This is a genomic window from Bacillus sp. NEAU-242-2 (assembly GCF_027853835.1).
In the GTDB taxonomy this organism is placed as follows: Bacteria; Bacillota; Bacilli; order Bacillales; family Bacillaceae; genus Bacillus; species Bacillus velezensis.
The window spans coordinates 163,284-189,664 of record NZ_JAPNNY010000006.1 but is presented as its reverse complement, the minus strand read 5'-3'; the positions used below and the strand labels follow the sequence as shown (position 1 = coordinate 189,664).

The following is a 26,381-nucleotide window of genomic DNA, read 5'->3' as shown; positions in this document are numbered from 1 at the left end:
TCATGTCAAGACAATACCGGCTCGCAACGGAGGCAGACGCTGATGAGCTGCTTTCACTGACACTGAGGGCGTATGAACCGATCCGCAAGCTCGGCATCAATTTTGCCGCTGCCACGGCGGATAAAGAACTCGTATTAACTAACATACAAAAAAACGCCTGTTACGTTTTGGAGGAAGACGGACGGATTCTGGCGACGATTTCTCTGCGGATGCCGTGGGGGCCGAATCCCGGGCCGTACGGTGTCCCTCATATTTGGTGGTTCGCCGTCGATCCTGAAACCGGTAAAAAAGGGACGGGCTCAGACATGCTGGCGTGGCTGGAGAACACAGTGCTCCGCGATACATTAAAAGCGCCTTTCGTGTCACTGGGCACAGCGGACAAGCATCCGTGGCTGATCGGCATGTACGAGCGGAAAGGCTACGTCCGCGCAGGCGAAAAGGATTTAGGAAAAGGGCACATCACCATCTATTTAAAAAAACAATTGCAGGATTAACATTTTAATAGGAAAAGGCGGGATTTCAATGAAGAAGAAAACATGGGCTTTGCTGCTGTCTGCCGCGCTTTTGGCGGTCTTAACAGCATGCGGAAACGGAAAAGAAAGCGAAGGCGGCGATAACGTGCTGCATGTCGGCGCCACGGGACAAAGCTATCCGTTCGCATATAAAGAAAACGGCAAGCTGACAGGCTTTGACGTGGATGTCATGGAAGCCGTTGCGAAAAAAATCAACATGAAACTGGACTGGAAGCTGCTTGAATTCAGCGGACTGATGGGCGAGCTCCAGACCGGCAAACTCGACACCATTTCAAACCAGGTCGCTGTCACGGACGAACGCAAGAAAACGTATAACTTCACAGAACCGTATTCGTATGCGGGCACTCAAATCGTCGTCAAAAACGATAACAAAGACATCAAATCAGTCAATGATCTGAAAGGAAAAACAGTGGCGGCCGTTCTGGGCTCAAACCACGCGAAAAACCTTGAGAGCAAGGACCCGGATAAAAAAATCAACATAAAAACATATGAAACACAAGAAGGTACGCTGAAAGACGTGGCTTACGGACGGGTTGACGCTTATGTAAACAGCCGCAGCGTCCTGATCGCCCAGATCAAAAAGACCGGTCTGCCTCTGAAATTAGCAGGAGACCCGATTGTTTATGAAAAAGTCGCTTTCCCGTTTGCGAAAGATGCGGCTCACGATAAAATCCGCAAAAAAGTAAACAAAGCCATTGAAGACCTGCGGAAAGACGGCACGCTGAAAAAGCTGTCTGAAAAGTACTTTAACGAAGATATCACAAAGGAAGCAAAGCAATAAGAAACGGCGGTGAAAATCGAGAATGAACAGCATTGATTGGGGATTTATGTTTTCAGCTTTTCCCGCGTTAATCGAAGCCTTGCCGATCACATTACTAATGGCCGTCGCGGCCATGGTATTTGCCGTGATCGGCGGCCTTATATTAGCGCTTATCACAAAAAATCGTATTCCTGTGCTTCACCAGCTGTCAAAGGTGTATATTTCATTTTTCCGGGGCGTGCCGACGCTCGTGCAGCTTTTCTTAATTTATTACGGCCTGCCTCAGCTCTTTCCCGGGATGAGCAAGATGACGGCGTTAACTGCGGCGATTATCGGGTTAAGCCTGAAAAATGCCGCCTACCTGGCTGAAATCTTCCGCGCTGCGCTCAACTCAGTCGATGAGGGGCAGCTTGAAGCCTGTCTGTCTGTCGGGATGACAAAATCCCAGGCGTACAGACGGATCATTTTCCCGCAAGCCGTCAGAAACGCGCTTCCCGCGACGGGAAATACGTTTATCGGCCTGTTAAAAGAAACATCGCTCGCTTTTACATTAGGTGTGATGGAGATGTTCGCCCAAGGAAAAATGTACGCATCAGGCAACCTCAAATATTTTGAGACGTATTTAGCCGTCGCGGTCATGTACTGGATTCTTACGATTATTTACAGTGTGCTGCAGGATCTGCTCGAACGGGCGATCAGCAAGCCTTATCGCACATAGGAGGAGGCTCAGGATGATACAAGTCAGACATATTCGAAAAGCATTTAAAGACCTTACCGTACTTGACGGGATCGATCTTGAGATCAAAAGCGGCGAAGTCACGGCCATCATCGGCCCGTCAGGCTCGGGAAAATCAACGCTCCTCCGCTGTCTGAATCTGCTGGAGCGCCCGGATGACGGCATCATTGAAATCGGCGATGCAAAGCTGAATGCAGCGTCCTATTCGCGCAAAGACGTACACAAGCTTCGCCAGCAGACGGCGATGGTGTTTCAGAATTACAACCTGTTCAAAAACAAAACCGCCCTGCAAAATGTGACAGAGGCGCTGATCACCGCGCAAAAGAAACCGAAAAAAGAAGCGGAACAGATCGGTATGGACCTGCTGCGGCAAGTCGGTTTAGAACACAAAGCGGACAGCTACCCGATTACGATGTCAGGCGGGCAGCAGCAGCGGATCGGGATTGCGAGAGCCTTGGCCGTTGATCCTCACGCGATTTTACTCGATGAACCGACTTCAGCCCTTGACCCTGAGCTTGTAGCCGGGGTGCTCCAAGTCATCAAATCAATTGCCGAAAAACAGACAACCATGATCATCGTCACGCATGAGATGGCTTTTGCGCGTGAAGTAGCCGACAAAGTTATTTTTATGGCGGACGGACGCATCATCGAACAGGGAACGCCGGAGGAGCTGTTTGACAATCCGCAGAACGAACGGACGAAAAAATTCATTAAGCAAGTGGGAGAGCCTGCCGAACTTGTCTAAGAAGGGAAGAAGAAGAAATGGCAAATGAAACGTATGAATCATTAAACAAACGTTTAATCAATATCCGCCGCGACCTTCATGAACACCCTGAGCTGTCAGGCGAGGAATTCGAAACGACGAATAAAATCCGCCGCTGGCTGGAGGAAGAAGGAATCACGGTTCTTGATGTGCCGAAACTTCAAACCGGAGTGATCGCTGAAATCAAAGGAGATAAAAGCGGCCCTGTCATCGCCGTCAGAGCGGACATCGACGCACTGCCGATCGAAGAGAAAACAAACCTTCCGTTTGCTTCGCGAAACAGCGGCGTGATGCACGCATGCGGCCATGATTTCCATACGGCATCTATTCTCGGCACGGCTTTCTTATTAAATGAGAGAAAGCATGAGCTGAAAGGAACGGTGCGGTTTATTTTTCAGCCCGCGGAAGAAATCGCCGCCGGAGCAAGACAGGTCATTGAAGCCGGCGCGCTTGACGGTGTATCGGCGATATTCGGCATGCATAACAAACCTGACCTCCCCGTCGGCACGGTCGGTCTGAAAGAAGGCCCGCTTATGGCGAGTGTCGACCGCTTTGAAATCACCGTGAAAGGAAAAGGCGGCCACGCCGGAATCCCCGACAACAGCATTGACCCGATTCAGGCGGCAGGACAGATCATCGGCGGCCTGCAATCGGTTGTCAGCAGAAACATCAGCTCACTTCATAATGCCGTCGTCAGCATCACAAGAGTTCAAGGGGGCAGCTCTTGGAATGTCATCCCGGACCATGTTGAAATGGAAGGAACCGTCCGGACGTTTCAAAAGGAAGCGCGGGACGCTGTTCCGAAACATATGAAGCGGGTTGCCGAAGGAATCGCGGCCGGATTCGGGGCAGAGGCTGACTTCCGCTGGTATCCTTACCTGCCGTCAGTGATGAACGACGCCCGTTTCATACAGGCGGCGGAACAAACGGCTGAAAGCCTCGGACTTCAAACCGTTCGGGCAGAACAGTCGCCCGGCGGCGAAGACTTCGCATTATATCAAGAAAAAATCCCCGGCTTCTTCGTCTGGATGGGAACAAACGGAACAGAAGAATGGCACCATCCCGCCTTTACACTCGACGAAAAAGCGCTTTCGAAAGCGGCTGAGTTTTTCGCCCGGCTTGCCGTCAATGTATTGGAGCAGACGGAATGAATACGGAACATCTGACGGCCGGACTTGCTCAGGCCGTCATGTCGTCTGTGCCGGAAACATCCGCTGAAGCGATGAAAGAAGCGCGCAAAGGACTGCTTGATTTTACAGCGGCGGCTTTTGCGGGGAGACGGGATAAAGGCGTTGAAAAGCTGGTAAAACTGGCCGAAGAAGAAGGCGGGGTGCCGATAGCGCCGCTTATCGGCAGAAATCAAAAAACCACGCCTTCCCAATCCGCGCTCATTAACGGATTCATTGCCCATGCGCTTGATTTTGACGATGTTCATTCTGATGTAAGAGGACATCCGAGCGCGGTCATCCTTCCGGCTTTGATTGCAGCCGCATCAGCCGGCCGGATAGACAAGAGCCGTTTTCTCGGTGCTTATGTGACGGGAATCGAAGTGATGGCGCGGCTCGGCGAGTCAGCTGGAAGGCATCATTACGAGAAAGGCTGGCACAATACAGGAACGTTAGGTGCCATTGCGGCCGCATGCGCCGTCGGATTCGCGGAGAATCTGAATCAAACCCAATTGCAGAAAGCAATCGGGTTTGCGGCTGCCCGTTCCGGAGGCATGAGAATGCAATTCGGGACAGAAATGAAGCCGCTCCACGCCGGCCTGGCCGCTCAAGCCGGGGTGTTCGCCGTAAAGCTTGCAAAGGCCGGTTTCGGCGGCTCAGCTCATGCGCTCGACGGGGAGAAAGGTTTTTTCGGACTGTACGGCGATCTTGAACGGGCAGAAACCCTGCTTGTAAATGGGTGGGGAAACCCTTGGCGGATCGTGAGCCCGGGACTTTGGTTTAAGGTTTATCCGTTTTGCTCGGCGGCCCATCATGCGGCGGACGCCATTCTCAAGCTGAAGGCCGAACATGGTCTCACTTTCGGCCAAACGGAACGGATTGACGTGATTTATCCGCCGGGAGGGGACGCCGCATTGACAGAACAGCGTCCGAAAACAGGCGAAGCGGGCCGGTTCAGCGTAGAATATGTGATCACCTTGGCTTTGCACGGTAAGGATTTTTCAGTTGAACATTTCACATCCGAGCCGATTCCGGAATCCCTTCAAAAAGGATTTGAGCGGATTCACCGTAGCTGCGATGACCAAATTCAGCCAGCTGACAACGCCGTTCCGAAGGGCCGTTTTACAATTGTACGGGTCACGGCTTCCGGCGGTCATGTCTATGAAGCACGTATCGACTGTCCGAAGGGAGCGCCGGGAAACGGTCTTTCTGAAAAAGACATTGAAGACAAGCTCCGGCTCGCTTTGCCGGGAGAAGAGAAAAAGGCGGAAGAATTGATCAAAGCAGCCGGACAATCAAATATGGACCGTTATTTACAGCTGATATAAATAAAAAGAGCGAGGGGATGCAGCCCACGCTCTTTTTACGTTCACTTCTATTGAATAGGGGGATATAGGGTGCGCCCCTGTCTGCGCTGGCAGGGGCGCGGTATCAGGAAACGGCCGTGCCGTTTTCTTTGACCGTGAAACTTCCTCTTGATAAGCGGATGTTGATATCAGACACTTTGGCAATTTGTTCGTCGTGCGTAACCATGATGACGCATTTGCCGTCTTTATGCGCCAGATCCTGAAAGAGCCGGACGATTTCCTTTGACGTATCCTCGTCGAGATTTCCCGTCGGCTCGTCCGCGCAAATCAAATCCGTGTCACAGCAGAAAGCCCGCGCAATTGAAACGCGCTGCTGCTGTCCGCCGCTTAATGTCAGCACCCGCTGACGGGCCTGCTGTTCGGTGATGCCGACTTTATCCAGCATGCTGAGCGCGAACGCATCTTTGTTGTTCTCCTTAGATCCGGTAATCTCCATCGCCGTTGTGACATTCTGGAGCGCCGTCATATACGGGATCAGATGATAAGATTGAAAGACGATAGAGACATATTGATTTCTGAATTTGGTTAATCCGATTTTGGAGATGTCTTCTCCGTTATAAAGGATGCTTCCCTCTTTAGGTGTGTCAAGACCGCCCGCCAGAGACAGAAACGTGGTTTTCCCCGTCCCGGAGGCGCCGGCAATTGTATAAAACTTCCCTTTTTCAAAGCTGATCGTTATATCCTGAAACAGCGGCTGTGATTTATCTTGGTACCAGTAGCCGGTCTGTTGAAAGGTTAATAGGCTCATTATGCTGCCTCCTCTTATTCCTGCTTGGTCAGGATCGTTTTAGGGTGAAGCCGCATGACTGATACAGACGGCAGTAATGTGGCGATGACGGCAATTGCGACGCCGATCCCGCCGAGAATCAGAAGGTCATTCAGCGAAACGTTTACCTGCATTGTACTGATGACATCTGCACCGGATGAATGCTGACCGAACATGCCGCCTCCCCGCGGCATTTCTCCTCCGCCCCAGCCGCTTGTTTGCTGCTGTGAATCATCGGCTGAGCTGACCTGCTGGGAAAGAAGCTGATTTCCGAGCTGATTCGCCACAAGGCTGCCCGTGACGGATGCGATCCCGATGGCGATAACCGCGACAATCAGAATTTCCGTTAAGAATTGTCCGATGAGCTTCCAGCGCTTTTCGCCGATCGCCATTAAGACACCCATTTCATACTTGCGTTCCCTGATCGACATCATCACGATCAACCCGAGAATGACCGCCCCCGCGATGGATACAAGGTACACCACGTTTTTAGAAAATGACGCGACATTTTCAATCGGGCCGACCATTTGCTGATACACCTGATCATTTGTCGTCAGCGTGTAGGTTTTATCATCTATAGATGTTTTTTTCGCAGCCGCAACGAATGAGTCAATATATTTTGCATCATCCATATAATAAACGGCTGAGCTGATTTTGTTTTTGTTATCAGACCCTTTTAACGCCGCCGCGGCGGTGTAAGGCGTATAGATTTTATTGTCAGGATTTAAGAATGAAAAATGCTCTGCCTGATCGTCTCCTGATGATGTTGTTTTATAAATTCCCACAATCTTAAGCTTCGTTTTCACTGAATCATCCGCTGCTGAGGAAACCGTAATGGAGCCGCCGACCTTCAGCTTGTTTTGATCTGCCAGCGTTTCATTGATCACTGCGACTTTTGCGTCCGAATCTGTTTTTGTGATGGCGCGGCCGTCAGTGATTTTTGAGCTTCCGCCTGTGAAATCATCAAGCAGCGCCGTAGAGAGCACGCCTTCGACCGAAATGTCCGCTGAAATCATCTGTCTTCCGCCGCCTTGAAAACGGCTTCCGCCGGAACTGTTATCGGCTGAGTCGCCTGAGCTTTTTATCGCGTCAAAGCTTTCTGCGTTTGCTGACGCTGTCGTGAGGAAGTTGTAATTTTTAACGTGCTGTAAAGATGTAAGTTTCTTGGCATCCGAGACGGAAATCGGCGCTGATTCAAACGTCCTCTTTTCACCGTCTTTTTGCTGCTGCGCCATTTGCTTTTGGCGGTCAGCCTGGAGTGTGACGCTCCCGCCGAGCTGCTGCCTTGCCAGTTCGCTTGATTTCTTTGCCGCTGACTGGATCGTAAGACCGGACAGGACAAAAATGCAAATCACTGAAAACACAACCAGCTGCAAAAACGTTTTTCCCTTTTTTGCCTTCATGCTCCAAAAGGCTCTTTTTATAAAGTTCATGTCTGTTCCTCCGTGTGGGTGTCAGATCTTGTAAAACCGACCTTCTTTAGAACCGGTTATCCGATATGTATATAGTAGGAGAAATGTGTGAAAAAAATATGAACAAACTATTTCCGGGTGATGAAATAAAAACTAACAATTGTGAAACCCGAAAATATCCGGGTAAAATGGTGCTATTATAAGTAAAAGCGTCAAGATAAGCGGAGGAACCAATGAAGATATTAATGATAGAAGACAATATAAGCGTATGCACCATGACGGAAATGTTCTTTTTTAAAGAAGGATTTGAAGCCGAATTTGTCCATGACGGAGTGGAAGGCTATCAGCGGTTCACGGAAGAGGACTGGGATTTGGTCATTCTGGATATTATGCTTCCATCTATGGACGGAGTGACGATCTGCCGGAAAATAAGAGAGACGAGCAGTGTGCCGATTATTATGCTGACCGCAAAGGACACGGAGTCTGATCAGGTGATCGGGTTTGAAATGGGGGCCGACGACTATGTCACCAAGCCGTTCAGCCCGCTGACGCTAGTAGCGCGGATTAAAGCGGTGATCAGAAGATACCGGGCGACGGGGCAGACCGTAAAAAGCGACGACTTGATCGAAACGGCGTGTTTTTCAATCAATAAGAAGACGCGGGAAGTGTTTCTGCACGGAAAGCCTGTCGAGAATCTGACGCCGAAGGAATTCGATCTGCTCTTTTATCTCGCACAAAATCCGCGCCAGGTCTTTTCGAGAGAGCAGCTGCTTGAGCAGGTGTGGGGGTATCAATTTTACGGCGATGAACGTACGGTTGATGTTCATATTAAACGGCTGCGCAAAAAACTGTCCAGTGAGGAAAAACCGTTTTTATACACGGTGTGGGGGGTAGGATACAAATTTGATGAGGATTAAATACTTATATCAGCTGCTGTTAAGCCATGTCAGCATTTTGATTTTGGCCTTTTTCATCATCATTTCCCTGTTTTCGCATTTTGTGAAAGATTTTGCGTATCAAAATAAAGTGGATGAGCTGTCTTCTTATGCCCAGCAGATCACAAGTGAGCTGAACGGACGCGATCTTGATCTGCGCCGCCTGTATCCGTATCAGGACATGTTAAAAACGCGCGAGACCAGGTTTATTATTTTTGATGAACATCAGCGGCCGTACTTTTTTCCTGACGATATGCCGCCGCGCGAGAAGCTGAAAAGTAAAGAGTGGCACTTGCTGAAGCAAGGGAAAACCGTTCAGATCAGAGCGGAGATGAACCGTTTTAATACGGAAGGCTTGGAAGTGTCGCTTGTCGCAAAACCGCTTTTGATCAACAATCAATTTAAAGGCGCGGTGCTGCTCGTGTCTCCCGTCAGAGGGGTCGAGCAGATGATCAGCCAGGTCAACCGCTATATGATTTACGCGATCATCAGCACCCTTATCATCACGATTCTGCTGAGCTGGCTTTTATCTAAATTTCACGTCAAGCGGATTCAGACATTGCGGGATGCGACCGGAAAAGTGGCGTCCGGTGATTACGATATTTCGCTCAAGAACAGCGGCGGCGATGAAATCGGCATGCTGGCGTCCGACTTCAACATCATGGCCAAAAATCTGAAGCAATCGAGAGAGCAGATTGACCGCCTGGAAAAACGGAGGCGCCAATTTATCGCCGATGTCTCCCATGAGCTGAGAACGCCTTTGACGACCATTAACGGACTTGTGGAGGGGCTTAACAGCAACACCATCCCGGAAAAAGATAAAGAGAAATGCTTCTCTCTGATCAGCGAAGAAACGAAGCGGATGCTCAGGCTCGTGAAAGAAAACCTGGATTATGAAAAAATCAGATCCCAGCAAATCAAACTGGACAAGCTCAGTCTGCCGCTCATCGAGGTGTTTGAAATTATTAAAGAGCATCTCAATCAGCAGGCGGAGGAAAAACAAAATCAGCTGCGGATTCAGGCGGAGGACGGCGTCAAAGTGTTCGCCGATTATGACAGGCTGATCCAGATTCTCGTCAATATCACGAAAAACAGCATTCAATTTACGCAAAACGGAGACATCACGCTGCGCGGGTATGAAGGCTATAAAGAAACGGTGATTGAGATCGAAGACACCGGAATCGGCATCTCCAAAGAGGAAATTGAGCATATATGGGAGCGGTTTTATAAGGCGGACGTGTCCCGGACGAATACGGCATACGGCGAATACGGACTCGGCCTGTCCATCGTCAGGCAGCTCGTCGAAATGCACAAGGGCACGATAGATATTGACAGCGAAAAAGGAAAAGGCACGACCTTTACAATCCGCCTTCCGCTGAATACGAAACATGAATCATCTTGAAACCGGCAGTCCCGTCTGGCTGCCGGCTGTTTTATCTTCACTCGGAAAATTGCGCTCTGCCGAAACAAAGTTTGCGTGTTTTTCGGGATGGAAAGACACGGAAACGTGATAAAATAACTGGTAAACAGGTCTTGGATGGGGAGGGTGAAGGAATGAAGAGCGGGTTAATTCCTTCTTCAGCAGTCGGGCAGAAAATTAACGAGTGGTATCGATACATCAGAACATTCAGCGTGCCGGATGCGGAGATCTTGAAGGCCGAGATCAAACAAGAGCTTGACCGTATGGAGCCTGATTCAAACTTAGTGCTTTATTATTCCCTCATGGAATTTCGCCATCAGCTGATGCTGGACTACTTGGAGCCGCTGGAAAAACTGAAGATAGAAGACCAGCCGACCCTGTCGGAAATTCTTGATAACATTGATAACAGCCAGGCCGGCCTCAAAGGGCTTCTCGATTATTACGTCAACTTTTTCAAAGGCATGTTTGAATTTGATAAAAGAGAATTTATCTCAGCGATTACGTATTATAAACAAGCTGAGAAAAAACTGGCCTTCGTATCGGACCACGTGGAACGGGCGGAGTTTTATTTTAAAGTGGCCGAAGCTTATTATCATATGAAACAAACGTATTTTTCTTTGATACATATAAAAAACGCTTATGAAATTTACGTAGAGCAAGACACATATAACGTCCGGATCATTCAATGCCATTTTGTATTCGGCGTCAATTTAATGGATGAAAGGCGCTTTGAACAGGCGGCCAAACATTTTCAGCACGCTCTGCAAATGGCCGAAAAAGAACAAAAAGCGCAGCTTGTCGGGAGGGCGCTGTATAACCTCGGACTGTGCTACTACAATCAGGACCGCATCGGCGAAGCGATTCCGTACTTTGAACGGGCGGTTGATACATTTGAATCACAAAGAATCGTCAATTCTCTTCCTCAAGCATATTTCCTAATCACACTCATTTACTTTAAACTCGGAAAAAAAGAAAAAGCGTCGGAATATCACAAGCGGGGATATGAATATGCTAAAGAAACAGACGATCCCGTTTACACGGTAAAATTCGAATGGCTGCAGGCTCTGTATCAGGCGAAACCGGATGAGGAAAAAATCAGCGCATGTTTCCGTTACCTGGAAGATAAAAATTTATACGCCGATATAGAGGATTTAGCACTAGAAGCAGCTAAATATTACTATGAACAAAATTGCTTTAAGATTTCTTCTGACTATTTTCTGAAAGTCGAAGAGGCAAGGAAACAAATACAAAGGAGTGAGGGTTTGTATGAAATTGAAATCTAAATGGTTTGTTATTTGTTTAGCAGCCGCCGCGATTTTTACAGTGACAGGTGCAGGCCAGACAGATCAGGCTGAATTCCATGTAGCTGAAAGAGGAATGACGTGAGAAGAAAATAACCTGAACAAAGGAAAAGACTGCCCGGGAATGTTCCCGGCAGTCTTTTTTTTGCGCGGCCGGACTTGGACAGCGGCGGAAAACAAAAGAAAACGCCGCAGGTCAAAACCCGCAGCGTCCTCATATAGACGGAGTGATGCTTAGAAACCGCCAACATAGGCAGTACCTACAATAACCAACAGGATAAATAAAACAACGATCAAAGCGAAAGAGCTGATTCCAGAATATCCTGACATGAGCTTCACCTCCATATTGTCTATACCATACAATATGTAAAAGAAGCTGCTTTGTAAGGGATATTAGTGGACAAGAGAAAAAAGAGGCGGTGTCCTATGAGAGTAAGACTCCGGCAAAAAACTCGTCATACAGCGCCCGCACCGCGTGTTTTTCCTGTTCTTCTTTCACCCCGAACATCATGCTGACTTCCGATGACCCCTGATTGATCATCTCGATGTTGACGCCGGCTTCGGACAGTGCTTTGGATGCCCTGGCGGTTGTGCCGACATTATGGCGCATCGCTTCCCCGACGACCATAATCAGCGCCAGGTTGTGCCTGACTGTGACTTCATCTGCTTGAAGTTCCTGCTTCAGACGGGTGACGAGCCTGTGTTCCAGTTCTGAGTCCATCTGATCGTGCCGAAGGATGATCGTGATGTCGTCAATGCCGGATGGAACATGTTCATACGTCAATCCTTCTTCCTCCAAAATGTGAAGGGCTTTGCGGCCGAAACCGATTTCCCGGTTCATTAAATATTTGCTTATGTAAATGCTGCAAAAGCCCGTGTCGCTTGCGATGCCGATGACTGGCCCGTTCGTATTGTCACGGCTGCTGACGACGCGCGTTCCTTTCGCATCCGGATTATTCGTATTCTTAATCTGAACGGGGATGCCGGCCCGAAAAGCGGGAATCAGCGCTTCATCATGAAAAACGGAAAACCCGGCATAGGAGAGCTCACGCATTTCCCGATACGTCAGTTCGTTAATTTCTTTCGGGTGCCGCACGATCGACGGGTTGACGGAATAGACGGCGTCCACATCAGTAAAGTTTTCGTACAGGTCGGCTTTTAAGCCGCTGGCGAGAATGGAGCCGGTAATATCAGAACCGCTCCGGGAAAACGTCACAATCTCATGCTCCTTCGTGTAACCGAAAAATCCCGGAAAAATGATCAAGCCTTCACGGTTTCTCAGACGGTACAAATGATCATAAGATTCAGGGAGCACCTGCGCGCTTCCGGGTTCATTCGTCACAAACAGCCCCGCTTCTTTCGGGCTTACGTATTCGGCTTTCACGCCCTGCCGGCGGAAGTAGGCCGCGATCAGCTTCGCGTTGTTGTCCTCACCGCTCGCTTTCACCGCATCCATATACTGATCGGGATTGGCTTTGCTGCTGTTTAAGAGAGCGAATAGGTCACTGCGGATTCTTTCTATAATAGAGAAATCCAGGTTCAGCTCACGCGCGATGGCGGCGTACCGTTCAATGACCGGTTCGGCAAGCTCGGGCGCTGCACCTTTTTGCAAATAATGCTCCGCACAGCGGATTAACAGATCCGTCACCTTTGTATCGTCCGAGAAGCGTTTTCCCGGCGCCGATACGACGACGGCTTTCCGCGAGGGATCAGCCGTCACGATTTGAAACACTTTCTCAAGCTGGGCTCCTGACGCAAGAGAGCTGCCTCCGAATTTTACAACTTTCATGATTTACATCCCCTAATATTTAAATTTTCTCACAAATTTAATTTTTATTATCTCTCTTTCAAACATGTAAATCAAGGATTTTTTCTACGTAGGGAGAACATTTGTATTTTCCTGGAGGAATTTTGCCGCTGTTTGTCAGATTTTTTTCCCTCAAGCGTGTCATCATGTGCAAAAAATGATAAGCAGCCAAATGAAGGTTATAGAAAATCCTGCAAATTCTTGATAGACTGATTGTAAAACAATTTAGTGTACGGCCCGCGGATGACCGCTTTTGAAAGCAAAACTGTATTGACTGCGCTTGGAAAGATGATAAGATTATAGTTGTCGTTGATAATGATAATCATTACGAGTGGGGATATATGGGAGTTGTTTGGCAATCAGTCATACCGTTTGTGATGGGTGCAGGGAGGCAGCATGAAGCTACGTTACTTACTTTTGCTACTGGCGGTTTTGGCGTGTACTTCTATATTTATCGGTGTAGAAGATTTGTCGCCGCTGGATATTTTTCATTTAAATAAAGAACAGGCAGGTACATTGTTTGACAGCCGGCTGCCGCGTTTGGTGAGCATTATCATCGCCGGCATGAGCCTGAGCATCTGCGGATTAATCATGCAGCAGATCAGCCGGAATAAATTTGTATCGCCGACGACTGCGGGAACGATGGACTGGGCAAGGCTCGGAATTTTGATTTCATTAATGCTTTTTACGTCAGCGAGTCCGCTTGTGAAAATGTCTATCGCTTTTATTTTTGCGTTGGCGGGAAATTTCCTTTTCATGAAAATCCTCGAGAGAATCAAGTTCAATGATGCGATTTTTATTCCTCTCGTCGGTTTAATGCTTGGGAATATCGTCAGCTCAATCGCCACGTTTATCGCATATAAATACGACCTGATCCAAAACCTGTCATCTTGGCTGCAGGGAGATTTCTCACTGGTTGTCAAAGGCAGGTATGAGCTTTTATATCTGAGTATCCCGCTGGTGATCATCGCTTATGTCTATGCGGATAAATTTACGGTGGCGGGAATGGGAGAGAGCTTTTCCGTCAATCTCGGCCTGAAATACAAACGCGTCGTCAATATCGGTCTGATTATCGTGTCGCTCATCGCTTCACTGGTGATCCTGACCGTCGGGATGCTGCCGTTTCTCGGTTTGATCATTCCCAATATGGTGTCGATTTACAAAGGGGACAACCTGAGGAGCAGCCTGCCTCACACAGCTCTCTTGGGCGCTGTTTTTGTGCTGTTTTGCGACATTTTGGGAAGGGTGATCATCTTCCCGTACGAAATTTCCATCGGCCTGATGGTCGGTGTTATCGGCAGCGGCATCTTCCTGTATATGCTGTTAAGGAGAAAAGCATATGAGTCATAATAAAAAAATTACGCTGCTGGCGGCGCTCGCCATGATATGTATCGGATTCTTTCTGTTCTACGGACTGGGCAATTGGGAATACTCCCTGCCGAGACGATGCTTCAAAGTGCTTGCCATGATGCTCACAGGGGGAGCGATCGCGTTTTCAACGGTCATCTTCCAGACGATTACAAATAACCGCATACTGACACCGGGCATTTTAGGCCTCGATTCCCTGTATATGCTCATTCAGACCGTCATCGTGTTCCTGTTCGGTTCAATGAATATCGTCATGATGAACAAAAATCTTAATTTCGTCATCTCCGTCGGGCTGATGGTGCTCTTGTCACTCGTTTTGTATCAGCTCATGTTTAAAGGCGAGGGGCGGAACGTGTTTTTCCTTCTGCTTGTCGGCGTCGTGTTCGGCACGCTGTTCAACAGTCTGTCATCCTTTATGCAGATGCTGATTGATCCGAATGAGTTCCAGGTTGTTCAGGACAAAATGTTTGCCAGCTTTAACAATATCAACACCGATCTTTTAGGATTTGCCGGTGCTGTCTTTCTTCTGACAGGCATTTATGTCTGGCGGTTCACGCGGTTTTTTGACGTGCTGTCGCTCGGCAGGGAGCACGCCGTCAACCTTGGGATTGATTACGATAAGCTTGTGAAACAGATGCTCATCGTCGTTGCCATTCTTGTGTCTGTCTCTACAGCTCTTGTCGGGCCGATTATGTTTTTAGGACTGCTTGTCGTCAATCTGGCGAGAGAGTTTTTAAAAACCTACAGGCACACGTATTTAATCGCGGGTTCCGTCCTGATCAGCATCGTCGCGCTCGTCGGGGGTCAGTTCGTCGTGGAGAAAGTGTTCACGTTTTCCACGACGCTGAGCGTCATCATTAATTTTGCCGGCGGGATTTATTTTATCTATCTGCTGTTAAAGGAGAATAAATCATGGTAGAGGTCAAAAATGTAAGCAAACAATACGGAGGGAAAGTCGTCCTTGAGAAAACGTCTCTATCCATTCAAAAGGGCAGGCTCACCTCGTTTATCGGTCCGAACGGCGCGGGAAAAAGCACGCTGCTGTCTATCATGAGCCGGCTGATTAAGACGGATTCCGGAGAAATCACGGTCGACGGGCAAGAGATCGGGGCCTGTAAAAGCAACGATCTGGCGAAAAAAATCAGCATCCTGAAGCAGACGAACCAAATCAATATAAGACTGACGATTAAAGACCTGGTCAGCTTCGGCAGATTTCCGTATTCCCAGGGGAAACTGACGGATGAAGATTGGGTGCATATCAATCAGGCCCTCAGTTATATGAAGCTGGATGACTTAAAGGATAAATACCTCGATCAGCTCAGCGGAGGCCAGTGTCAGAGGGCGTTTATCGCGATGATCATCGCTCAGGATACGGACTATATTTTTCTCGATGAGCCGCTGAACAATTTAGATATGAAGCATTCCGTTGAAATGATGAAGCTGTTGAAGCGGCTTGTGGAAGACTTCGGAAAAACGGTCGTCGTAGTGATTCACGATATCAACTTCGCATCCGTATATTCAGACCATATCGTCGCACTGAAAAACGGCCGGATCGTCAAAGAAGGGCCGGCGGAGGAGATCATTGAAACCTCCGTGCTTGAAGATATTTATGATATGACCATCCCGATTCAAGAGATTGACAGTCAGCGGATCGGTGTGTACTTTTCTTAAAAACCAGATGAGGTGAAAGTCATGAAAAAATTCGCATTGCTATTCATTGCGCTAGTTACGATTTTTGTTGTTTCTGCATGCGGAAACGGGGACAAAACATCAGGCAAATCAAAAGAAACAATCACAATCAAAGATGATCTGAACAAAGAAGGAGTCAAAGTGCCGAAGAATCCGAAAAAAGTCGTCGTATTCAACTTCGGAATGCTGGACACGATGGATGAACTCGGTTTACAGGATCACGTGGCGGGACTTCCGAAACAAAACCTTCCAAAATACTTATCTTCATATAATAGTGATAAATACGCCAATACCGGCGGTTTAAAAGAACCGGATTTTGAAAAAGTCGCGGATATTGATCCGGATTTAATCATTATCGCCCACAGACAATCTGATTCTTATAAAGAGTTCTCAAAAATCGCGCCGACGATTTATCTTGATGATGACTATACAAACTACGTTGACAGATTCAAGCAAAACACTGAAGTGATCGGCAAAATCTTTAACAAAGAAAATGAAGTGAAAGATAAGCTTGCGAAAATCGACAAATCCATTGCCGATCTGAAGAAAAAGACAAGCAGCACGGATAAAAACGGGTTAGTGGTGATGGCGAACGACGGCAAAATCAGCGCGTTCGGATCTAAATCAAGATACGGCTTCATTCATGATGTGTTCGGCGTCAAACCGGCTGACAAAAACATCGAAGCCTCACTGCACGGACAAAGCATTTCCTATGAATATATCGCCAAAACAAACCCTGATTACATGTTTGTCGTTGACCGCGGAACAGCGATCGGCACAAAATCTTCAACAAAACAAGTGGTTGAAAATGATTATGTAAAATCGGTGAAAGCCGTGAAAAACAACCATGTTGTCTACCTTGATTCAGCTACATGGTATTTATCAGGAGGCGGCCTGGAATCCATGGCGCAAATGGTGAAAGAAGTAAAAGACGGAATCGAGAAGTAAAAAAAGAACCCGGTCACATACGTGATCGGGTTCTTTTTGGTTTACCGCGTCACGGCCTGCTGCTGCTCGGGCTGACGCGGTTTTTTCTTCAATGTAAAAGATAGGAGGAAGCCGGCCAGCGCGATGCAGGCGGCTACGACAAATGCCGCATTCATGCCGTGCAGGGCAGCGTTTGCCGGAGTTGACGCATTGGCGTGCGCGGCCTGGCTGCTCATCACGGAAACCAGCAGCGCCGTACCGATAGAACCGCCGACTTGGCGGACGGTATTGTTCATAGCTGTGCCGTGCGGAATTAAGTGGCGCGGCAGGGCATTGATTCCCGCGGTCGTCACCGGCATCATAATCATGGCTGTTCCCAAAAGCCGCGCGGTATAAACGACGACAATCCAAATGAGAGACGTCGAGTCCGTCAGATTCATAAACGGCAGGGACGTGAGCAGGATGATGAAGAATCCGGTCATCGCAAGGCCTTTTCCTCCGATTCTGTCAAACACCCGGCCGATAAACGGAGACATCATCCCCATCACAATCGCGCCCGGCAAAAGCATTAATCCGGTATCAAACGCGGATACGCCCCGGACCTTTTGCGTGTAAAGCGGGAGAATGGTTTCCGTTCCGATCAGCAGCGCGAAAACAAGCGTTCCGAGCAGGGTGGTCAGGCTGAAAATCCCGAAAGAAAACACACGGAATTCCAGCATCGGTTTTTTGAGCTTCATCTGTCTTGCGATAAAGAAAATCAGCGCGGCCGCTCCGACAAGCAGCGAAGTCAGCACTTCAGTACTGGTCCATCCTGAGGAACCGGCGCTTGAGAAGCCGTAAAGCAGCCCGCCGAATCCGAGGGTCGATAAGATCACGGATAAAATATCAATCTGTGTTTCTCGTAATGTCGTGACGTTTTTCATCAGAATAATCGCTAAAAGCAAATCGATGACTGCGATCGGGAAGATGATGTAAAACAAAGACCGCCAAGAGAATGCTTCGACCGCCCATCCGGAAAGCGTCGGGCCGATCGCCGGCGCGAACGAAATAACCAAGCCGACCATACCCATGGCGCGGCCGCGCTTTTCCATCGGGAAAATCGTGAGAAATACCGTCTGCATGAGCGGCAGCATAATTCCGGCGCCGGCCGCCTGAATAATCCGGGCCGTTAAGAGCACCGGAAAGTTCGGGGCGAATGCGCCGACAATGGTGCCCGCCGTGAAAATACTCATAGCGGAAATCAGGAGGGTGCGGCTCGTAAATTTCTCTATTAAAAATGCGGTAATCGGGATTAAAATCCCGTTCGTCAGCATAAACGATGTTGTCAGCCATTGCGCTTTGTTGGCGTCTATATTGAAGTCATTCATAATGTGCGGCAGCGCCGTGATAAGCAGTGTCTGGTTCAAAATGGCGACGAACGCTCCCGCCAAAAGAATCCCGACAATGACAGAGCGGTTGTATGGTGCAGTTTCAATACTCTTATTCAAGCTGATTCCTTCTTTCTTTATAGTTTGAGCAATGTTTTAACGGCTGCAAGCGGCTGGTGCAGCGGTCCGGCCTGCTCCAAATAACCGATGAGCGCTTTTATAAGAAAATCCCGCGGCTGTTTGTCCGCTGATTCTTTCTCCAGCATAACCGCCGCGGAAGCGAGTCCTGCGGCATCATATTTTTCCTCCGGAAGGGCTGAGACGGCTTCTTTCAGTTCCTTCAGGCTTTCAGCCAGCAATACGGTTTTGTCTTTCGGCTCAAATGAGGAAGCGGAGGCGGTATAAAGGTCAATCATCTCCTGAGGCAAAGCCGTTTCGGTTTTCCTGTTTTCGACGATGAGATTGAGATGGCGGATGATAAAGTCCGTGAGCGGCTCCAGAGCGAGCGGTTCTTTTTCCAGCTTAATCAGCGTGATGCATTCTCTCAGGAGCCCCTGCAGGACGATCACCAGCTCCCATACATAAGGAATAATGTCTTCGCCGTACGTCTGAATCAGTGAATCGCGATGCCAGCAGATAAAGGTGGAGCGGGCCCTGTGAATATGCCGTTTTACCCGCTCATTAATGGAAGAGGGGCTTCCGTACATCAGCATATTAAAAAACTGCTGATTGCGCCTGAAGCCTTCAAGCTCAGCCATCAGTTTTTTGGCAAACCGTTCCTCAGGGGAGAGGCTCGTTTCTTCATTCAATAATGAAGCGGCCGCTACCATCTGTTTCTGGTTAAAATCGAGCAGCTCCAGGAGCAGGTCTTCCTTTGATTCAAACAGCTTATATAAAGATGCTTTGGAGACTTTGCACTCCTCTGCGATCGCCTGCATCGAAACCGACGAAAAGCTTTTCCCGGAAAAAAGCTTCCTTGCCGCCAGCAGAATATCCGTTTTCTTATCATTCATAAGCCCAGATTCCTTCTTTCGTCACAATAGAAAACCCATCGGTTCACAGAAAACCAATGAGTATATGATGAAAATATTAACAAAAATTTTTACATAGTGTCAACGCTTTTGTTTGAGAAATAGAAAAAACCTGCCGGAGTGTTCCGGCAGGCTGATACGTTTATTTATCCGTCTTAAATCCTTGTTTTTCAAGCATTTCACGAATGTGAGGATAATAAACCTGCTTATAGTAGGAAGTGATGCCTTGTGACCAGTTTCTTGTTTCCTGTCCGTCGGTGCGTTTTTTCATGTATTCGGACATCTGCTTGTCATAGGCCTCGATATGGGTTCTTAAATCTTCTTCTTGATACGTTTCATGATGCAGAACGGCTGCTTGCGGCAGACGCGGTTTTTTCGCGGAGCGGTCTGCCGGATGGCCGATGACGAGACCGGAAACCGGGAAAACGTATTTCGGAAGTTTCAGCAATTCAATGAGTTCGTCAGGCTTGCCGCGCACGGCGCCGATCGGCACAGTGCCGAGTCCCATTGATTCAGCCGCAGCCGTTGCCGTACCCAGCGCAATCCCGACATCTACGGCTCCGACTAGAACGGACTCTAAACCGTTCGTGATCTCAAGCGGTGTATCATTATATTCTTCCAGCGCAATTTTGGCGCGGTTAAAATCAGCGCAGAATAAAAGGAAAACCGGCGCTTGGTCAATCCACGGCTGGCCGCCGGCCAATTCGGATATTTTTTTCTTCCGCTCCTTATCTTTCACCGCAATAACGGTAAATTGCTGGCCATTAATGGAAGTCGGCGCTGCCTGAGTTGCTTGGATGATAAGGTCCAGCTGCTCATCCGATACGGGTTCATCTGTGTAGCTGCGGATGGAACGGTGGTCTGTTAATATTTGAAGGACTTCGTTCATGTCATTCATCCTTTCGTTACTCTGACAGTTCTGTGCGGACGACGTCAAGCGGCGCACTCAGCACTTCTTTTGCTTTTGCCACGAATCCTTGGAAATGGTCAGTTGCGTTGTGGAATTTCATCGCTTCTTCATCTTTCCATTGCTCAAGCATAACGAATGTATTTTCCTCACCGACTTTTTCGAAAAGATCGTATTGCACATTTCCTTCTTCCGCGCGTGAATGCTGAACAAGTGATTGCGCTTCTCCTAAAAATTCCTCGCGTTTATCCGCTTTTACTTTCATGTAAGCCTGTAAGACGATCATTGTTATTCCTCCTGATTGGGTTTATTTGTTATAGTTCGAATATTATCGAACTAACTGTAACATGTTTCGCAGTGAATGGTAAAGGAAAAACCCTCACCGCCTAAATTGTCACCCGCCGCTTTTATGTGTTACATTTGACTCATGAACATTCCAAACCATCCTGAAACCGACCGCTTACAGCTGACAAAGGTTCTTCATGCTCTGAGTGATCCGCTCCGCTTAGAGCTGGTCAAACAATTGGCGGAAACAACAGAAAAAACGTGCGGTACCTGCGCTGATGTCCGGGTCGCTAAATCAACGCTGTCCCATCACTTCAAAGTGCTGCGGGAAGCGGGGATCGCCCAAGTGCGCATAGACGGGAAGCACCGTTATTATTCCCTGCGCAAAGATGATTTACAAGCGGCGTTTCCCGGCCTGCTGGAGGCGATTTTGCAGACAGAACCGGACCGCTGGTAAATAAGTCCCCGAATTCCGGGGGTTTTTTTATGCGCCGAAAACCGCCCGGTAAAGCCTGAGGACGCCTTCTTGAATATCGCTCTCCTTCAGGCGGGCGAACCCCAGAATGAGCTGCGGCTTATTTGAATCGCCTCCCGTTTTCAGACGGAACCGGCTCATCGCAAACAGATCGAGCTGTTCTGCATCCGCCCGTGCCAATATCTCTTTTTCTGAACGGGCGCAGTCAAACTCAGTGACAAAATGAAGCCCCGCATTGGCGCCCTTTACACTGATTCTTTCTCCGAATGTTTCTTCCAAAGCCGAAATGAGGCGTTCCCGCATGTTCTTATAATGCTGCTTCATCTTTTTAATATGTTTCTGATATTCACCTGAGTCGATAAATTCTTTCAGCGCGAGCTGGGCAAGCGTGCTGCACGTATGCAGGTCATACGTTCTCTCTTTGAACGTCCGCAAAAGCCCGGGCGGCAGAACCATATAGCTGATGCGCAGACCTGGGAAAAGGGATTTTGAAAAGGTCCCCATGTAGATGACATTTTGAAACCGGTCAAGGCTTTGAAGCGCCGGTATCGTATCGGCGTCATATTTAAATTCACTGTCATAATCATCTTCAATGATGAAGCGGCCGTTCTGTTCGGCGGCCCAGTTTAAAAGCTGAATCCGCCGGGAAGCGGGCATGATCACGCCTGAGGGGAATTGATGGGAAGGCGTGGTGATCAATACACAGGGCCGGCGTTTTTCGATTTCGGCCATGGACATGCCTTTTTCATCAAGGCTGATCGTCGCAACCTTTTTCCCGAGGTTTTGCAGCAGCCGGTACATCCTCATATATCCCGGGTTCTCCATGGCGTACAGCGCGTCTTTTGGCAGCAGTTCCGTCAGCAGCTGCATCAGCATTTGCGTGCCCGCCCCTAGCACGATTTGTTCCGGGCGGCATGTAACGCCCCTTGTCAGGGAAATAAGCCGCGAAATGGTTTCACGGACTTCATATAAGCCTTGCGGATGGACGAGGTCTCCGAGTGTATGAAATGAACGGGCGGCTGCTTTATGCTCACAGCGGAACCAGCTTTTCAGGGGAAAATGCGCCGTATCCACGCTCATATGAGAAAACGAAATCCAGCCGCTCTTATCCGGCTCCCGCTCTTTTAAATCTTCAGGCAATGAGAGCGAAGGCGTTTCTTCATGATAAACCGTATCAATTTCCTCCACGAAAAAGCCTTTTCTTTCGACTGCATATAAATAACCTTCCGAAAGCAGCTGCTGATAAGCTGAATTCACTGAATTCACGCTGACCTTCAGCGTCTCGGCAAGCTCCCGTTTAGACGGCACCTTTGTATGAGGCATCAGGCTGCGTTTCAAAACGGCCGCTTTTATGTGCTGATAGATCTGCTGATAGATATAATCCGCCGTTTCCGAATGATCAATGGAAATCGTCAGCATCCAGACCCTGCTCCTTTCTGATACCATGGAAAAATTGATTTTGGTACTTTTCATCATACCAAAAAGAAGTCAGAATGATAAGAAAACAATGCAGGGGGATGGAATCTATGAGTCGAACAGCATTATCGGAAGTGACAACAGCCCAGTGGCAGCAAAAACGGGATCAATTCGTTTCCAAGGGGGTCGGCAACGGAAACCGCAGCATGGCGGTAAAAGGGGAAGGGGCGCTTTTGTACGATTTGGACGGCAGACGATTCATTGATTTTGCCGGAGCGATCGGAACGCTGAATGTCGGCCATTCCCATCCGAAAGTGGTGGAGGTCGTGAAGAAACAGGCGGAGGATCTGATTCACCCGGGATTTAACGTCATGATGTATCCGTCTTATATTGAGCTGGCTGAAAAACTTTGCGCCATTGCGCCGGGAGATCATGCGAAAAAAGCGATTTTTCTCAATTCGGGGGCGGAAGCGGTGGAAAACGCCGTGAAAATCGCCAGAAAATATACGAAGCGCCAGGCTGTCGTGTCATTTACAAGAGGGTTCCACGGCCGCACGAACATGACGATGAGCATGACGAGCAAGGTGAAGCCTTATAAATTCGGTTTCGGCCCGTTTGCCTCAGAGGTGTATCAGGCGCCGTTTCCTTACTATTATCAAAAGCCGGCCGGCATGACTAACGAGCAGTATGACGACTTTATCATCAGCGCTTTTGAGGATTTCTTTATCGCCGCAGTTGCACCGGAAACCGTCGCCTGTGTCGTAATGGAGCCGGTTCAGGGAGAAGGCGGCTTCATCATTCCTTCAAAACGTTTCGTGCAGCACGTCGCCGCTTTTTGTAAAAAACACGGTATCGTTTTTGTAGCGGATGAGATTCAGACCGGTTTTGCCAGAACGGGAACGTATTTTGCGATTGAACATTTCGAAGCCGTCCCTGATTTGATCACCGTATCCAAATCACTTGCAGCCGGATTGCCGCTGAGCGGTGTCATCGGCCGGGCGGAAATGCTTGATGCCGCCGCGCCGGGGGAACTCGGGGGCACATATGCGGGAAGCCCTCTCGGATGTGCGGCTGCGCTTGCCGTCCTGGATATTATAGAAGAAGAAGGGCTGAATCAGCGTTCCGAAGAGATCGGCCGGATCATCGAGCATCAAGCGCTCGAGTGGAAAAAAGAGCATGCCTGCATCGGAGAAGTGCGCAGACTCGGCGCGATGGCGGCCATCGAAATTGTCAAAGATCCGGACACGCGGGAACCGGACAAAGCAAAAGCCGCGGCGATCGCTAAAACGGCGAACGAGAACGGACTGCTGCTGCTGAAGGCCGGCATTAACGGCAACATTATCAGATTCCTGACGCCGCTTGTCGTGACGGATGAGCAGCTCAAAGAAGGCCTTTCCATTATCGAAGCAGCTCTGTGAGTTCAATTATTGGAATGCCGCCGGATGTGTCTGCTATCATGAAAGTGTGAGATACATCAACAAGCATTCAATGGTTTTACTATAGGAAAGAAAGGAATGTTCAATATGCCAGAACAATTAACAGTGTACAACCCGGCAACGGGAGAGGCGATCGAAAGCATCCCCCAGCAGACGGCCGAAGATGTTGAAAAAGCGATTGAACGTTCACATCAAGCGTTTCAATCATGGTCCAAAACATCAGCGGGAGAACGTGCCTCACTTTTGAGAAAATGGTATGAGCTGATTGTTGAAAATAAAGAAGAACTTGCGGAATTAATTACGAAAGAAAACGGCAAACCGTACGAAGAAGCGGTCGGAGAAGTTTTATACGGCGCCGGCTATATTGAATGGTTCGCTGAAGAAGCAAAACGGATTTACGGCAGAACCGTACCTGCGCCGACAACGGGCAAACGGATTGTCGTCACCCGTCAGGCGGTCGGCCCGGTAGCCGCGATTACGCCGTGGAATTTCCCGAATGCGATGATTACAAGAAAAGCCGCGCCCGCTTTGGCGGCAGGCTGTACGTTCATCATCAAACCGGCGGAGGATACGCCGCTTTCCGCTTACGCCCTTGCGCGTCTCGCATATGAAGCGGGAATTCCGAAGGACGTGCTGCAAGTGGTGATCGGTGACGGAGCCGAAATCGGAAACGTCTTCACCAGCAGCCCGAAAATCCGCAAAATTACCTTTACCGGCTCAACGCCTGTCGGCAAAATTCTGATGAAAAACAGCGCCGACACCGTAAAACATATGTCAATGGAGCTTGGCGGACATGCGCCGCTGATCGTGGATGAAGACGCTGATCTTGATCTGGCGGTAGCCCAAACAATGGCCTCTAAATTCAGAAATGCCGGCCAAACCTGCGTCTGTGCGAACCGTCTGATCGTACACGAATCCGTGAAAGACGAGTTTGCGAAAAAACTGAGTGAAGAAGCTGCGAAACTCAAAGTCGGAAACGGTCTTGAAAATGGCGTAAATGTCGGCCCTGTCATCAACAAAAAAGGCTTCGATAAAATCGTCGGCCAAATTAATGACGCCGTGGAAAAAGGCGCAAAAGTGCTGACGGGCGGAACGTATGACCAAAACGATGAAAAAGGATGCTATTTCGTGACGCCGACCGTGCTTTCAAATGTAGACACATCCATGAACATCATGCATGAAGAAACTTTCGGCCCGGTTGCGCCGATCGTTACGTTCTCAGATATTGATGAAGCGATCAAGCTTGCGAACGATACGCCGTTCGGGCTTGCGGCTTATTTCTTCACAGAAAACTACCGCCGCGGCATCTATATTTCTGAACAGCTTGAATACGGCATCATCGGCTGGAATGACGGCGGTCCGTCCGCGGTTCAAGCGCCGTTCGGAGGAATGAAAGAAAGCGGCATCGGCCGTGAAGGCGGTACGGAAGGCATTGAACCGTACCTGGAAACCAAATACATGTCTATCGGACTTTAATGAGCCGAAAAGAAAGCCCCGCTTCTAAGCGGGGCTGTTTTTATTGAGCGGTCTGCCGGTGAATATCGCCGGCAGGCTTTTTTGATCTTGCGGGAATAATCGGTTCGATTCCAGACAAAATAACAGCAAATACGATTGAAAGAAGGTCGCCATCATGGATATATTACTGGCTCTTCTCCCGGCTTTATTTTGGGGGAGCATCGTGTTATTTAACGTCAAATTAGGCGGCGGGCCTTACAGCCAGACGCTGGGAACGACAATCGGGGCGCTCATCGTTTCGTTTGTGCTGTATCTGTTTGTCCACCCGGTCCTGTCCGGGCGCATTTTTATTGTCGGCATCATCTCGGGGCTGTTTTGGTCGCTCGGCCAAAGCAATCAGCTTAAAAGCATACAGCTGATGGGCGTTTCAAAAACGATGCCGATATCAACGGGAATGCAGCTCGTCTCGACTTCTTTGTTCGGTGTGATCGTATTCAAAGAATGGTCAACCCCGATCGCGATTACGCTGGGTATTCTCGCCCTTATTTTTATCATCATCGGGATTGTGCTCACATCTTTAGAAGATAAAAAGGGGCGGGCGGACGGAGAACCGGGAAACTTAAAAAAAGGCATTGTTATCCTGCTGATCTCCACGCTCGGCTATTTGGTCTATGTCGTCGTCGCCCGGCTGTTCGGCGTATCCGGATGGTCAGCACTTCTGCCGCAGGCGATCGGGATGGTCATCGGCGGACTGCTCCTGACGTACAAGCATAAACCGTTTAATAAGTACGCCCTCAAGAACATTCTGCCGGGAATCATCTGGGCGCTCGGGAACATGTTTCTGTTCATCTCACAGCCGCGTGTCGGAGTTGCGACAAGTTTTTCCCTCTCTCAAATGGGGATCGTCATCAGCACGCTCGGCGGAATCTTCATTCTCCGTGAGAGCAAAACGAAGCGTCAGCTGGTCGCCATTGCCATAGGGATTATCCTGATCATTGTAGCGGCGGTATTCTTAGGCGTTGCGAAATCAAATTCATAACATATGCAGGAGGTTTGAAC

At 48.9% G+C, this 26,381-nt stretch carries 27 protein-coding genes; 18 read left to right on the top strand and 9 right to left on the bottom strand.

Features of this window, described 5'->3' with window-relative positions; genetic code table 11:
- The first annotated feature begins 2 nt into the window (after positions 1-2).
- The 6 genes from OWN49_RS17335 to OWN49_RS17310 are packed head-to-tail and all read left to right on the top strand — an operon-like array spanning position 3 to position 5,286.
- Entirely contained in the window at positions 3-494 is a 492-nt protein-coding gene (locus OWN49_RS17335; protein WP_115996110.1) for a GNAT family N-acetyltransferase, read from the top strand.
- Positions 495-522: 28 nt separating this feature from the next.
- Positions 523-1,314 (top strand): amino acid ABC transporter substrate-binding protein, encoded by a 792-nt coding sequence (locus OWN49_RS17330; protein ID WP_024084882.1) that lies wholly within the window; start codon positions 523-525, stop codon positions 1,312-1,314.
- 22 nt (positions 1,315-1,336) lie between these two features.
- The gene (locus OWN49_RS17325) at positions 1,337-2,011 is read left to right on the top strand and encodes an amino acid ABC transporter permease (RefSeq protein WP_003156350.1); all 675 of its coding nucleotides are present in this window, start codon (positions 1,337-1,339) and stop codon (positions 2,009-2,011) included.
- Positions 2,012-2,024: 13 nt separating this feature from the next.
- The gene (locus OWN49_RS17320) at positions 2,025-2,774 is read left to right on the top strand and encodes an amino acid ABC transporter ATP-binding protein (RefSeq protein WP_003156349.1); all 750 of its coding nucleotides are present in this window, start codon (positions 2,025-2,027) and stop codon (positions 2,772-2,774) included.
- Positions 2,775-2,791: 17 nt separating this feature from the next.
- Positions 2,792-3,943, top strand: a complete 1,152-nt coding sequence (locus OWN49_RS17315; protein WP_176283113.1) for a M20 peptidase aminoacylase family protein — start codon at positions 2,792-2,794, stop codon at positions 3,941-3,943.
- Positions 3,940-5,286, top strand: a complete 1,347-nt coding sequence (locus OWN49_RS17310) for an MmgE/PrpD family protein (protein ID WP_176283114.1) — start codon at positions 3,940-3,942, stop codon at positions 5,284-5,286. The genes OWN49_RS17315 and OWN49_RS17310 overlap by 4 nt, the downstream gene beginning before the upstream one ends.
- A gap of 103 nt (positions 5,287-5,389) precedes the next feature.
- Here OWN49_RS17310 and OWN49_RS17305 read toward each other — a convergent pair whose 3' ends face one another.
- Positions 5,390-6,073, bottom strand: a complete 684-nt coding sequence (locus OWN49_RS17305) for an ABC transporter ATP-binding protein (RefSeq protein WP_176283115.1) — start codon at positions 6,071-6,073, stop codon at positions 5,390-5,392.
- 14 nt (positions 6,074-6,087) lie between these two features.
- The gene (locus OWN49_RS17300; protein WP_176283116.1) at positions 6,088-7,524 is read right to left on the bottom strand and encodes an ABC transporter permease; all 1,437 of its coding nucleotides are present in this window, start codon (positions 7,522-7,524) and stop codon (positions 6,088-6,090) included.
- A 212-nt stretch (positions 7,525-7,736) separates the two neighbouring features.
- On the opposite strand from OWN49_RS17300, the gene OWN49_RS17295 reads away from it, so the two are divergent.
- The 4 genes from OWN49_RS17295 to OWN49_RS17280 all read left to right on the top strand — a co-directional run bounded on the left by OWN49_RS17295 (position 7,737) and on the right by OWN49_RS17280 (position 11,244).
- Positions 7,737-8,420: a response regulator transcription factor gene (locus OWN49_RS17295; RefSeq protein ID WP_094247243.1), complete on the top strand. Its 684-nt coding sequence runs from the start codon at positions 7,737-7,739 to the stop codon at positions 8,418-8,420.
- Positions 8,407-9,840, top strand: coding sequence for a sensor histidine kinase (locus OWN49_RS17290; RefSeq protein ID WP_161941456.1), 1,434 nt, complete (start codon positions 8,407-8,409; stop codon positions 9,838-9,840). Before OWN49_RS17295 ends, OWN49_RS17290 begins: the two co-directional genes overlap by 14 nt.
- A 152-nt stretch (positions 9,841-9,992) precedes the next feature.
- Positions 9,993-11,141 (top strand): Rap family tetratricopeptide repeat protein, encoded by a 1,149-nt coding sequence (locus tag OWN49_RS17285; RefSeq protein WP_003156336.1) that lies wholly within the window; start codon positions 9,993-9,995, stop codon positions 11,139-11,141.
- On the top strand, positions 11,125-11,244 hold the full coding sequence (locus OWN49_RS17280; protein WP_003156334.1) for a PhrC/PhrF family phosphatase-inhibitory pheromone: 120 nt from the start codon (positions 11,125-11,127) through the stop codon (positions 11,242-11,244). The genes OWN49_RS17285 and OWN49_RS17280 overlap by 17 nt, the downstream gene beginning before the upstream one ends.
- Positions 11,245-11,393: 149 nt before the next feature.
- Here the strand turns inward: OWN49_RS17280 and OWN49_RS17275 are convergent, their stop codons facing one another.
- On the bottom strand, positions 11,394-11,504 hold the full coding sequence (locus OWN49_RS17275) for a YjcZ family sporulation protein (RefSeq protein ID WP_369719092.1): 111 nt from the start codon (positions 11,502-11,504) through the stop codon (positions 11,394-11,396).
- Positions 11,505-11,583: 79 nt separating this feature from the next.
- Positions 11,584-12,948 carry an aspartate kinase gene (locus OWN49_RS17270; RefSeq protein ID WP_176283117.1) on the bottom strand — a complete coding sequence of 455 codons (1,365 nt, stop codon included), beginning with the start codon at positions 12,946-12,948 and terminating at the stop codon, positions 11,584-11,586.
- Positions 12,949-13,362: 414 nt separating this feature from the next.
- On the opposite strand from OWN49_RS17270, the gene OWN49_RS17265 reads away from it, so the two are divergent.
- The 4 genes from OWN49_RS17265 to OWN49_RS17250 are packed head-to-tail and all read left to right on the top strand — an operon-like array spanning position 13,363 to position 16,971.
- Positions 13,363-14,316 carry an ABC transporter permease gene (locus OWN49_RS17265; RefSeq protein WP_003156332.1) on the top strand — a complete coding sequence of 318 codons (954 nt, stop codon included), beginning with the start codon at positions 13,363-13,365 and terminating at the stop codon, positions 14,314-14,316.
- The gene (locus tag OWN49_RS17260) at positions 14,306-15,253 is read left to right on the top strand and encodes an iron chelate uptake ABC transporter family permease subunit (protein ID WP_007410274.1); all 948 of its coding nucleotides are present in this window, start codon (positions 14,306-14,308) and stop codon (positions 15,251-15,253) included. Before OWN49_RS17265 ends, OWN49_RS17260 begins: the two co-directional genes overlap by 11 nt.
- Complete coding sequence (locus OWN49_RS17255) at positions 15,247-16,005, top strand: iron ABC transporter ATP-binding protein (protein ID WP_022552588.1); 759 nt, start codon at positions 15,247-15,249, stop codon at positions 16,003-16,005. Before OWN49_RS17260 ends, OWN49_RS17255 begins: the two co-directional genes overlap by 7 nt.
- 21 nt (positions 16,006-16,026) lie before the next feature.
- Complete coding sequence (locus OWN49_RS17250) at positions 16,027-16,971, top strand: siderophore ABC transporter substrate-binding protein (RefSeq protein ID WP_003156329.1); 945 nt, start codon at positions 16,027-16,029, stop codon at positions 16,969-16,971.
- A gap of 41 nt (positions 16,972-17,012) precedes the next feature.
- Here OWN49_RS17250 and OWN49_RS17245 read toward each other — a convergent pair whose 3' ends face one another.
- The 4 genes from OWN49_RS17245 to OWN49_RS17230 form a co-directional block, all read right to left on the bottom strand.
- Entirely contained in the window at positions 17,013-18,437 is a 1,425-nt protein-coding gene (locus OWN49_RS17245) for an MDR family MFS transporter (RefSeq protein WP_063636989.1), read from the bottom strand.
- Positions 18,438-18,454: 17 nt separating this feature from the next.
- Positions 18,455-19,330 carry a TetR/AcrR family transcriptional regulator gene (locus tag OWN49_RS17240; protein WP_003156326.1) on the bottom strand — a complete coding sequence of 292 codons (876 nt, stop codon included), beginning with the start codon at positions 19,328-19,330 and terminating at the stop codon, positions 18,455-18,457.
- Positions 19,331-19,490: 160 nt separating this feature from the next.
- Positions 19,491-20,237: an oxygen-insensitive NADPH nitroreductase gene (gene nfsA / locus OWN49_RS17235; protein WP_016937252.1), complete on the bottom strand. Its 747-nt coding sequence runs from the start codon at positions 20,235-20,237 to the stop codon at positions 19,491-19,493.
- A 16-nt stretch (positions 20,238-20,253) separates the two neighbouring features.
- Complete coding sequence (locus OWN49_RS17230) at positions 20,254-20,541, bottom strand: putative quinol monooxygenase (RefSeq protein WP_003156323.1); 288 nt, start codon at positions 20,539-20,541, stop codon at positions 20,254-20,256.
- A 141-nt stretch (positions 20,542-20,682) separates the two neighbouring features.
- Between OWN49_RS17230 and OWN49_RS17225 the strand changes: the two genes are divergently transcribed.
- Positions 20,683-20,997 (top strand): ArsR/SmtB family transcription factor, encoded by a 315-nt coding sequence (locus tag OWN49_RS17225; RefSeq protein ID WP_003156322.1) that lies wholly within the window; start codon positions 20,683-20,685, stop codon positions 20,995-20,997.
- Positions 20,998-21,024: 27 nt separating this feature from the next.
- Here the strand turns inward: OWN49_RS17225 and gabR are convergent, their stop codons facing one another.
- Entirely contained in the window at positions 21,025-22,434 is a 1,410-nt protein-coding gene (gene gabR, locus OWN49_RS17220) for a MocR-like transcriptional regulator GabR (protein ID WP_077721799.1), read from the bottom strand.
- 107 nt (positions 22,435-22,541) lie between these two features.
- Between gabR and gabT the strand changes: the two genes are divergently transcribed.
- The 3 genes from gabT (at position 22,542) to OWN49_RS17205 (ending at position 26,361) form a co-directional block, all read left to right on the top strand.
- Positions 22,542-23,849: a 4-aminobutyrate--2-oxoglutarate transaminase gene (gabT, locus tag OWN49_RS17215; protein WP_077721800.1), complete on the top strand. Its 1,308-nt coding sequence runs from the start codon at positions 22,542-22,544 to the stop codon at positions 23,847-23,849.
- Positions 23,850-23,954: 105 nt separating this feature from the next.
- Positions 23,955-25,343 (top strand): succinate-semialdehyde dehydrogenase, encoded by a 1,389-nt coding sequence (gene gabD / locus OWN49_RS17210; RefSeq protein WP_077723129.1) that lies wholly within the window; start codon positions 23,955-23,957, stop codon positions 25,341-25,343.
- Positions 25,344-25,497: 154 nt separating this feature from the next.
- Complete coding sequence (locus tag OWN49_RS17205) at positions 25,498-26,361, top strand: RhaT/GlcU family sugar-proton symporter (RefSeq protein WP_003156317.1); 864 nt, start codon at positions 25,498-25,500, stop codon at positions 26,359-26,361.
- Positions 26,362-26,381: the final 20 nt, after the last annotated feature.

Excerpts from the sequence above, each read along its gene's own strand:
- OWN49_RS17335 (WP_115996110.1), top strand. The coding sequence starts at position 3 with ATGTCAAGACAATACCGGCTCGCAACGGAGGCAGACGCTGATGAGCTG.
- OWN49_RS17330 (WP_024084882.1), top strand. The coding sequence starts at position 523 with ATGAAGAAGAAAACATGGGCTTTGCTGCTGTCTGCCGCGCTTTTGGCG.
- OWN49_RS17325 (WP_003156350.1), top strand. The coding sequence starts at position 1,337 with ATGAACAGCATTGATTGGGGATTTATGTTTTCAGCTTTTCCCGCGTTA.
- OWN49_RS17320 (WP_003156349.1), top strand. The coding sequence starts at position 2,025 with ATGATACAAGTCAGACATATTCGAAAAGCATTTAAAGACCTTACCGTA.
- OWN49_RS17315 (WP_176283113.1), top strand. The coding sequence starts at position 2,792 with ATGGCAAATGAAACGTATGAATCATTAAACAAACGTTTAATCAATATC.
- OWN49_RS17310 (WP_176283114.1), top strand. The coding sequence starts at position 3,940 with ATGAATACGGAACATCTGACGGCCGGACTTGCTCAGGCCGTCATGTCG.
- OWN49_RS17305 (WP_176283115.1), bottom strand. The coding sequence starts at position 6,073 with ATGAGCCTATTAACCTTTCAACAGACCGGCTACTGGTACCAAGATAAA.
- OWN49_RS17300 (WP_176283116.1), bottom strand. The coding sequence starts at position 7,524 with ATGAACTTTATAAAAAGAGCCTTTTGGAGCATGAAGGCAAAAAAGGGA.
- OWN49_RS17295 (WP_094247243.1), top strand. The coding sequence starts at position 7,737 with ATGAAGATATTAATGATAGAAGACAATATAAGCGTATGCACCATGACG.
- OWN49_RS17285 (WP_003156336.1), top strand. The coding sequence starts at position 9,993 with ATGAAGAGCGGGTTAATTCCTTCTTCAGCAGTCGGGCAGAAAATTAAC.
- OWN49_RS17280 (WP_003156334.1), top strand. The coding sequence starts at position 11,125 with ATGAAATTGAAATCTAAATGGTTTGTTATTTGTTTAGCAGCCGCCGCG.
- OWN49_RS17275 (WP_369719092.1), bottom strand. The coding sequence starts at position 11,504 with ATGGAGGTGAAGCTCATGTCAGGATATTCTGGAATCAGCTCTTTCGCT.
- OWN49_RS17270 (WP_176283117.1), bottom strand. The coding sequence starts at position 12,948 with ATGAAAGTTGTAAAATTCGGAGGCAGCTCTCTTGCGTCAGGAGCCCAG.
- OWN49_RS17265 (WP_003156332.1), top strand. The coding sequence starts at position 13,363 with ATGAAGCTACGTTACTTACTTTTGCTACTGGCGGTTTTGGCGTGTACT.
- OWN49_RS17260 (WP_007410274.1), top strand. The coding sequence starts at position 14,306 with ATGAGTCATAATAAAAAAATTACGCTGCTGGCGGCGCTCGCCATGATA.
- OWN49_RS17255 (WP_022552588.1), top strand. The coding sequence starts at position 15,247 with ATGGTAGAGGTCAAAAATGTAAGCAAACAATACGGAGGGAAAGTCGTC.
- OWN49_RS17250 (WP_003156329.1), top strand. The coding sequence starts at position 16,027 with ATGAAAAAATTCGCATTGCTATTCATTGCGCTAGTTACGATTTTTGTT.
- OWN49_RS17240 (WP_003156326.1), bottom strand. The coding sequence starts at position 19,330 with ATGAATGATAAGAAAACGGATATTCTGCTGGCGGCAAGGAAGCTTTTT.
- nfsA (WP_016937252.1), bottom strand. The coding sequence starts at position 20,237 with ATGAACGAAGTCCTTCAAATATTAACAGACCACCGTTCCATCCGCAGC.
- OWN49_RS17230 (WP_003156323.1), bottom strand. The coding sequence starts at position 20,541 with ATGATCGTCTTACAGGCTTACATGAAAGTAAAAGCGGATAAACGCGAG.
- OWN49_RS17225 (WP_003156322.1), top strand. The coding sequence starts at position 20,683 with ATGAACATTCCAAACCATCCTGAAACCGACCGCTTACAGCTGACAAAG.
- gabR (WP_077721799.1), bottom strand. The coding sequence starts at position 22,434 with ATGCTGACGATTTCCATTGATCATTCGGAAACGGCGGATTATATCTAT.
- gabT (WP_077721800.1), top strand. The coding sequence starts at position 22,542 with ATGAGTCGAACAGCATTATCGGAAGTGACAACAGCCCAGTGGCAGCAA.
- gabD (WP_077723129.1), top strand. The coding sequence starts at position 23,955 with ATGCCAGAACAATTAACAGTGTACAACCCGGCAACGGGAGAGGCGATC.
- OWN49_RS17205 (WP_003156317.1), top strand. The coding sequence starts at position 25,498 with ATGGATATATTACTGGCTCTTCTCCCGGCTTTATTTTGGGGGAGCATC.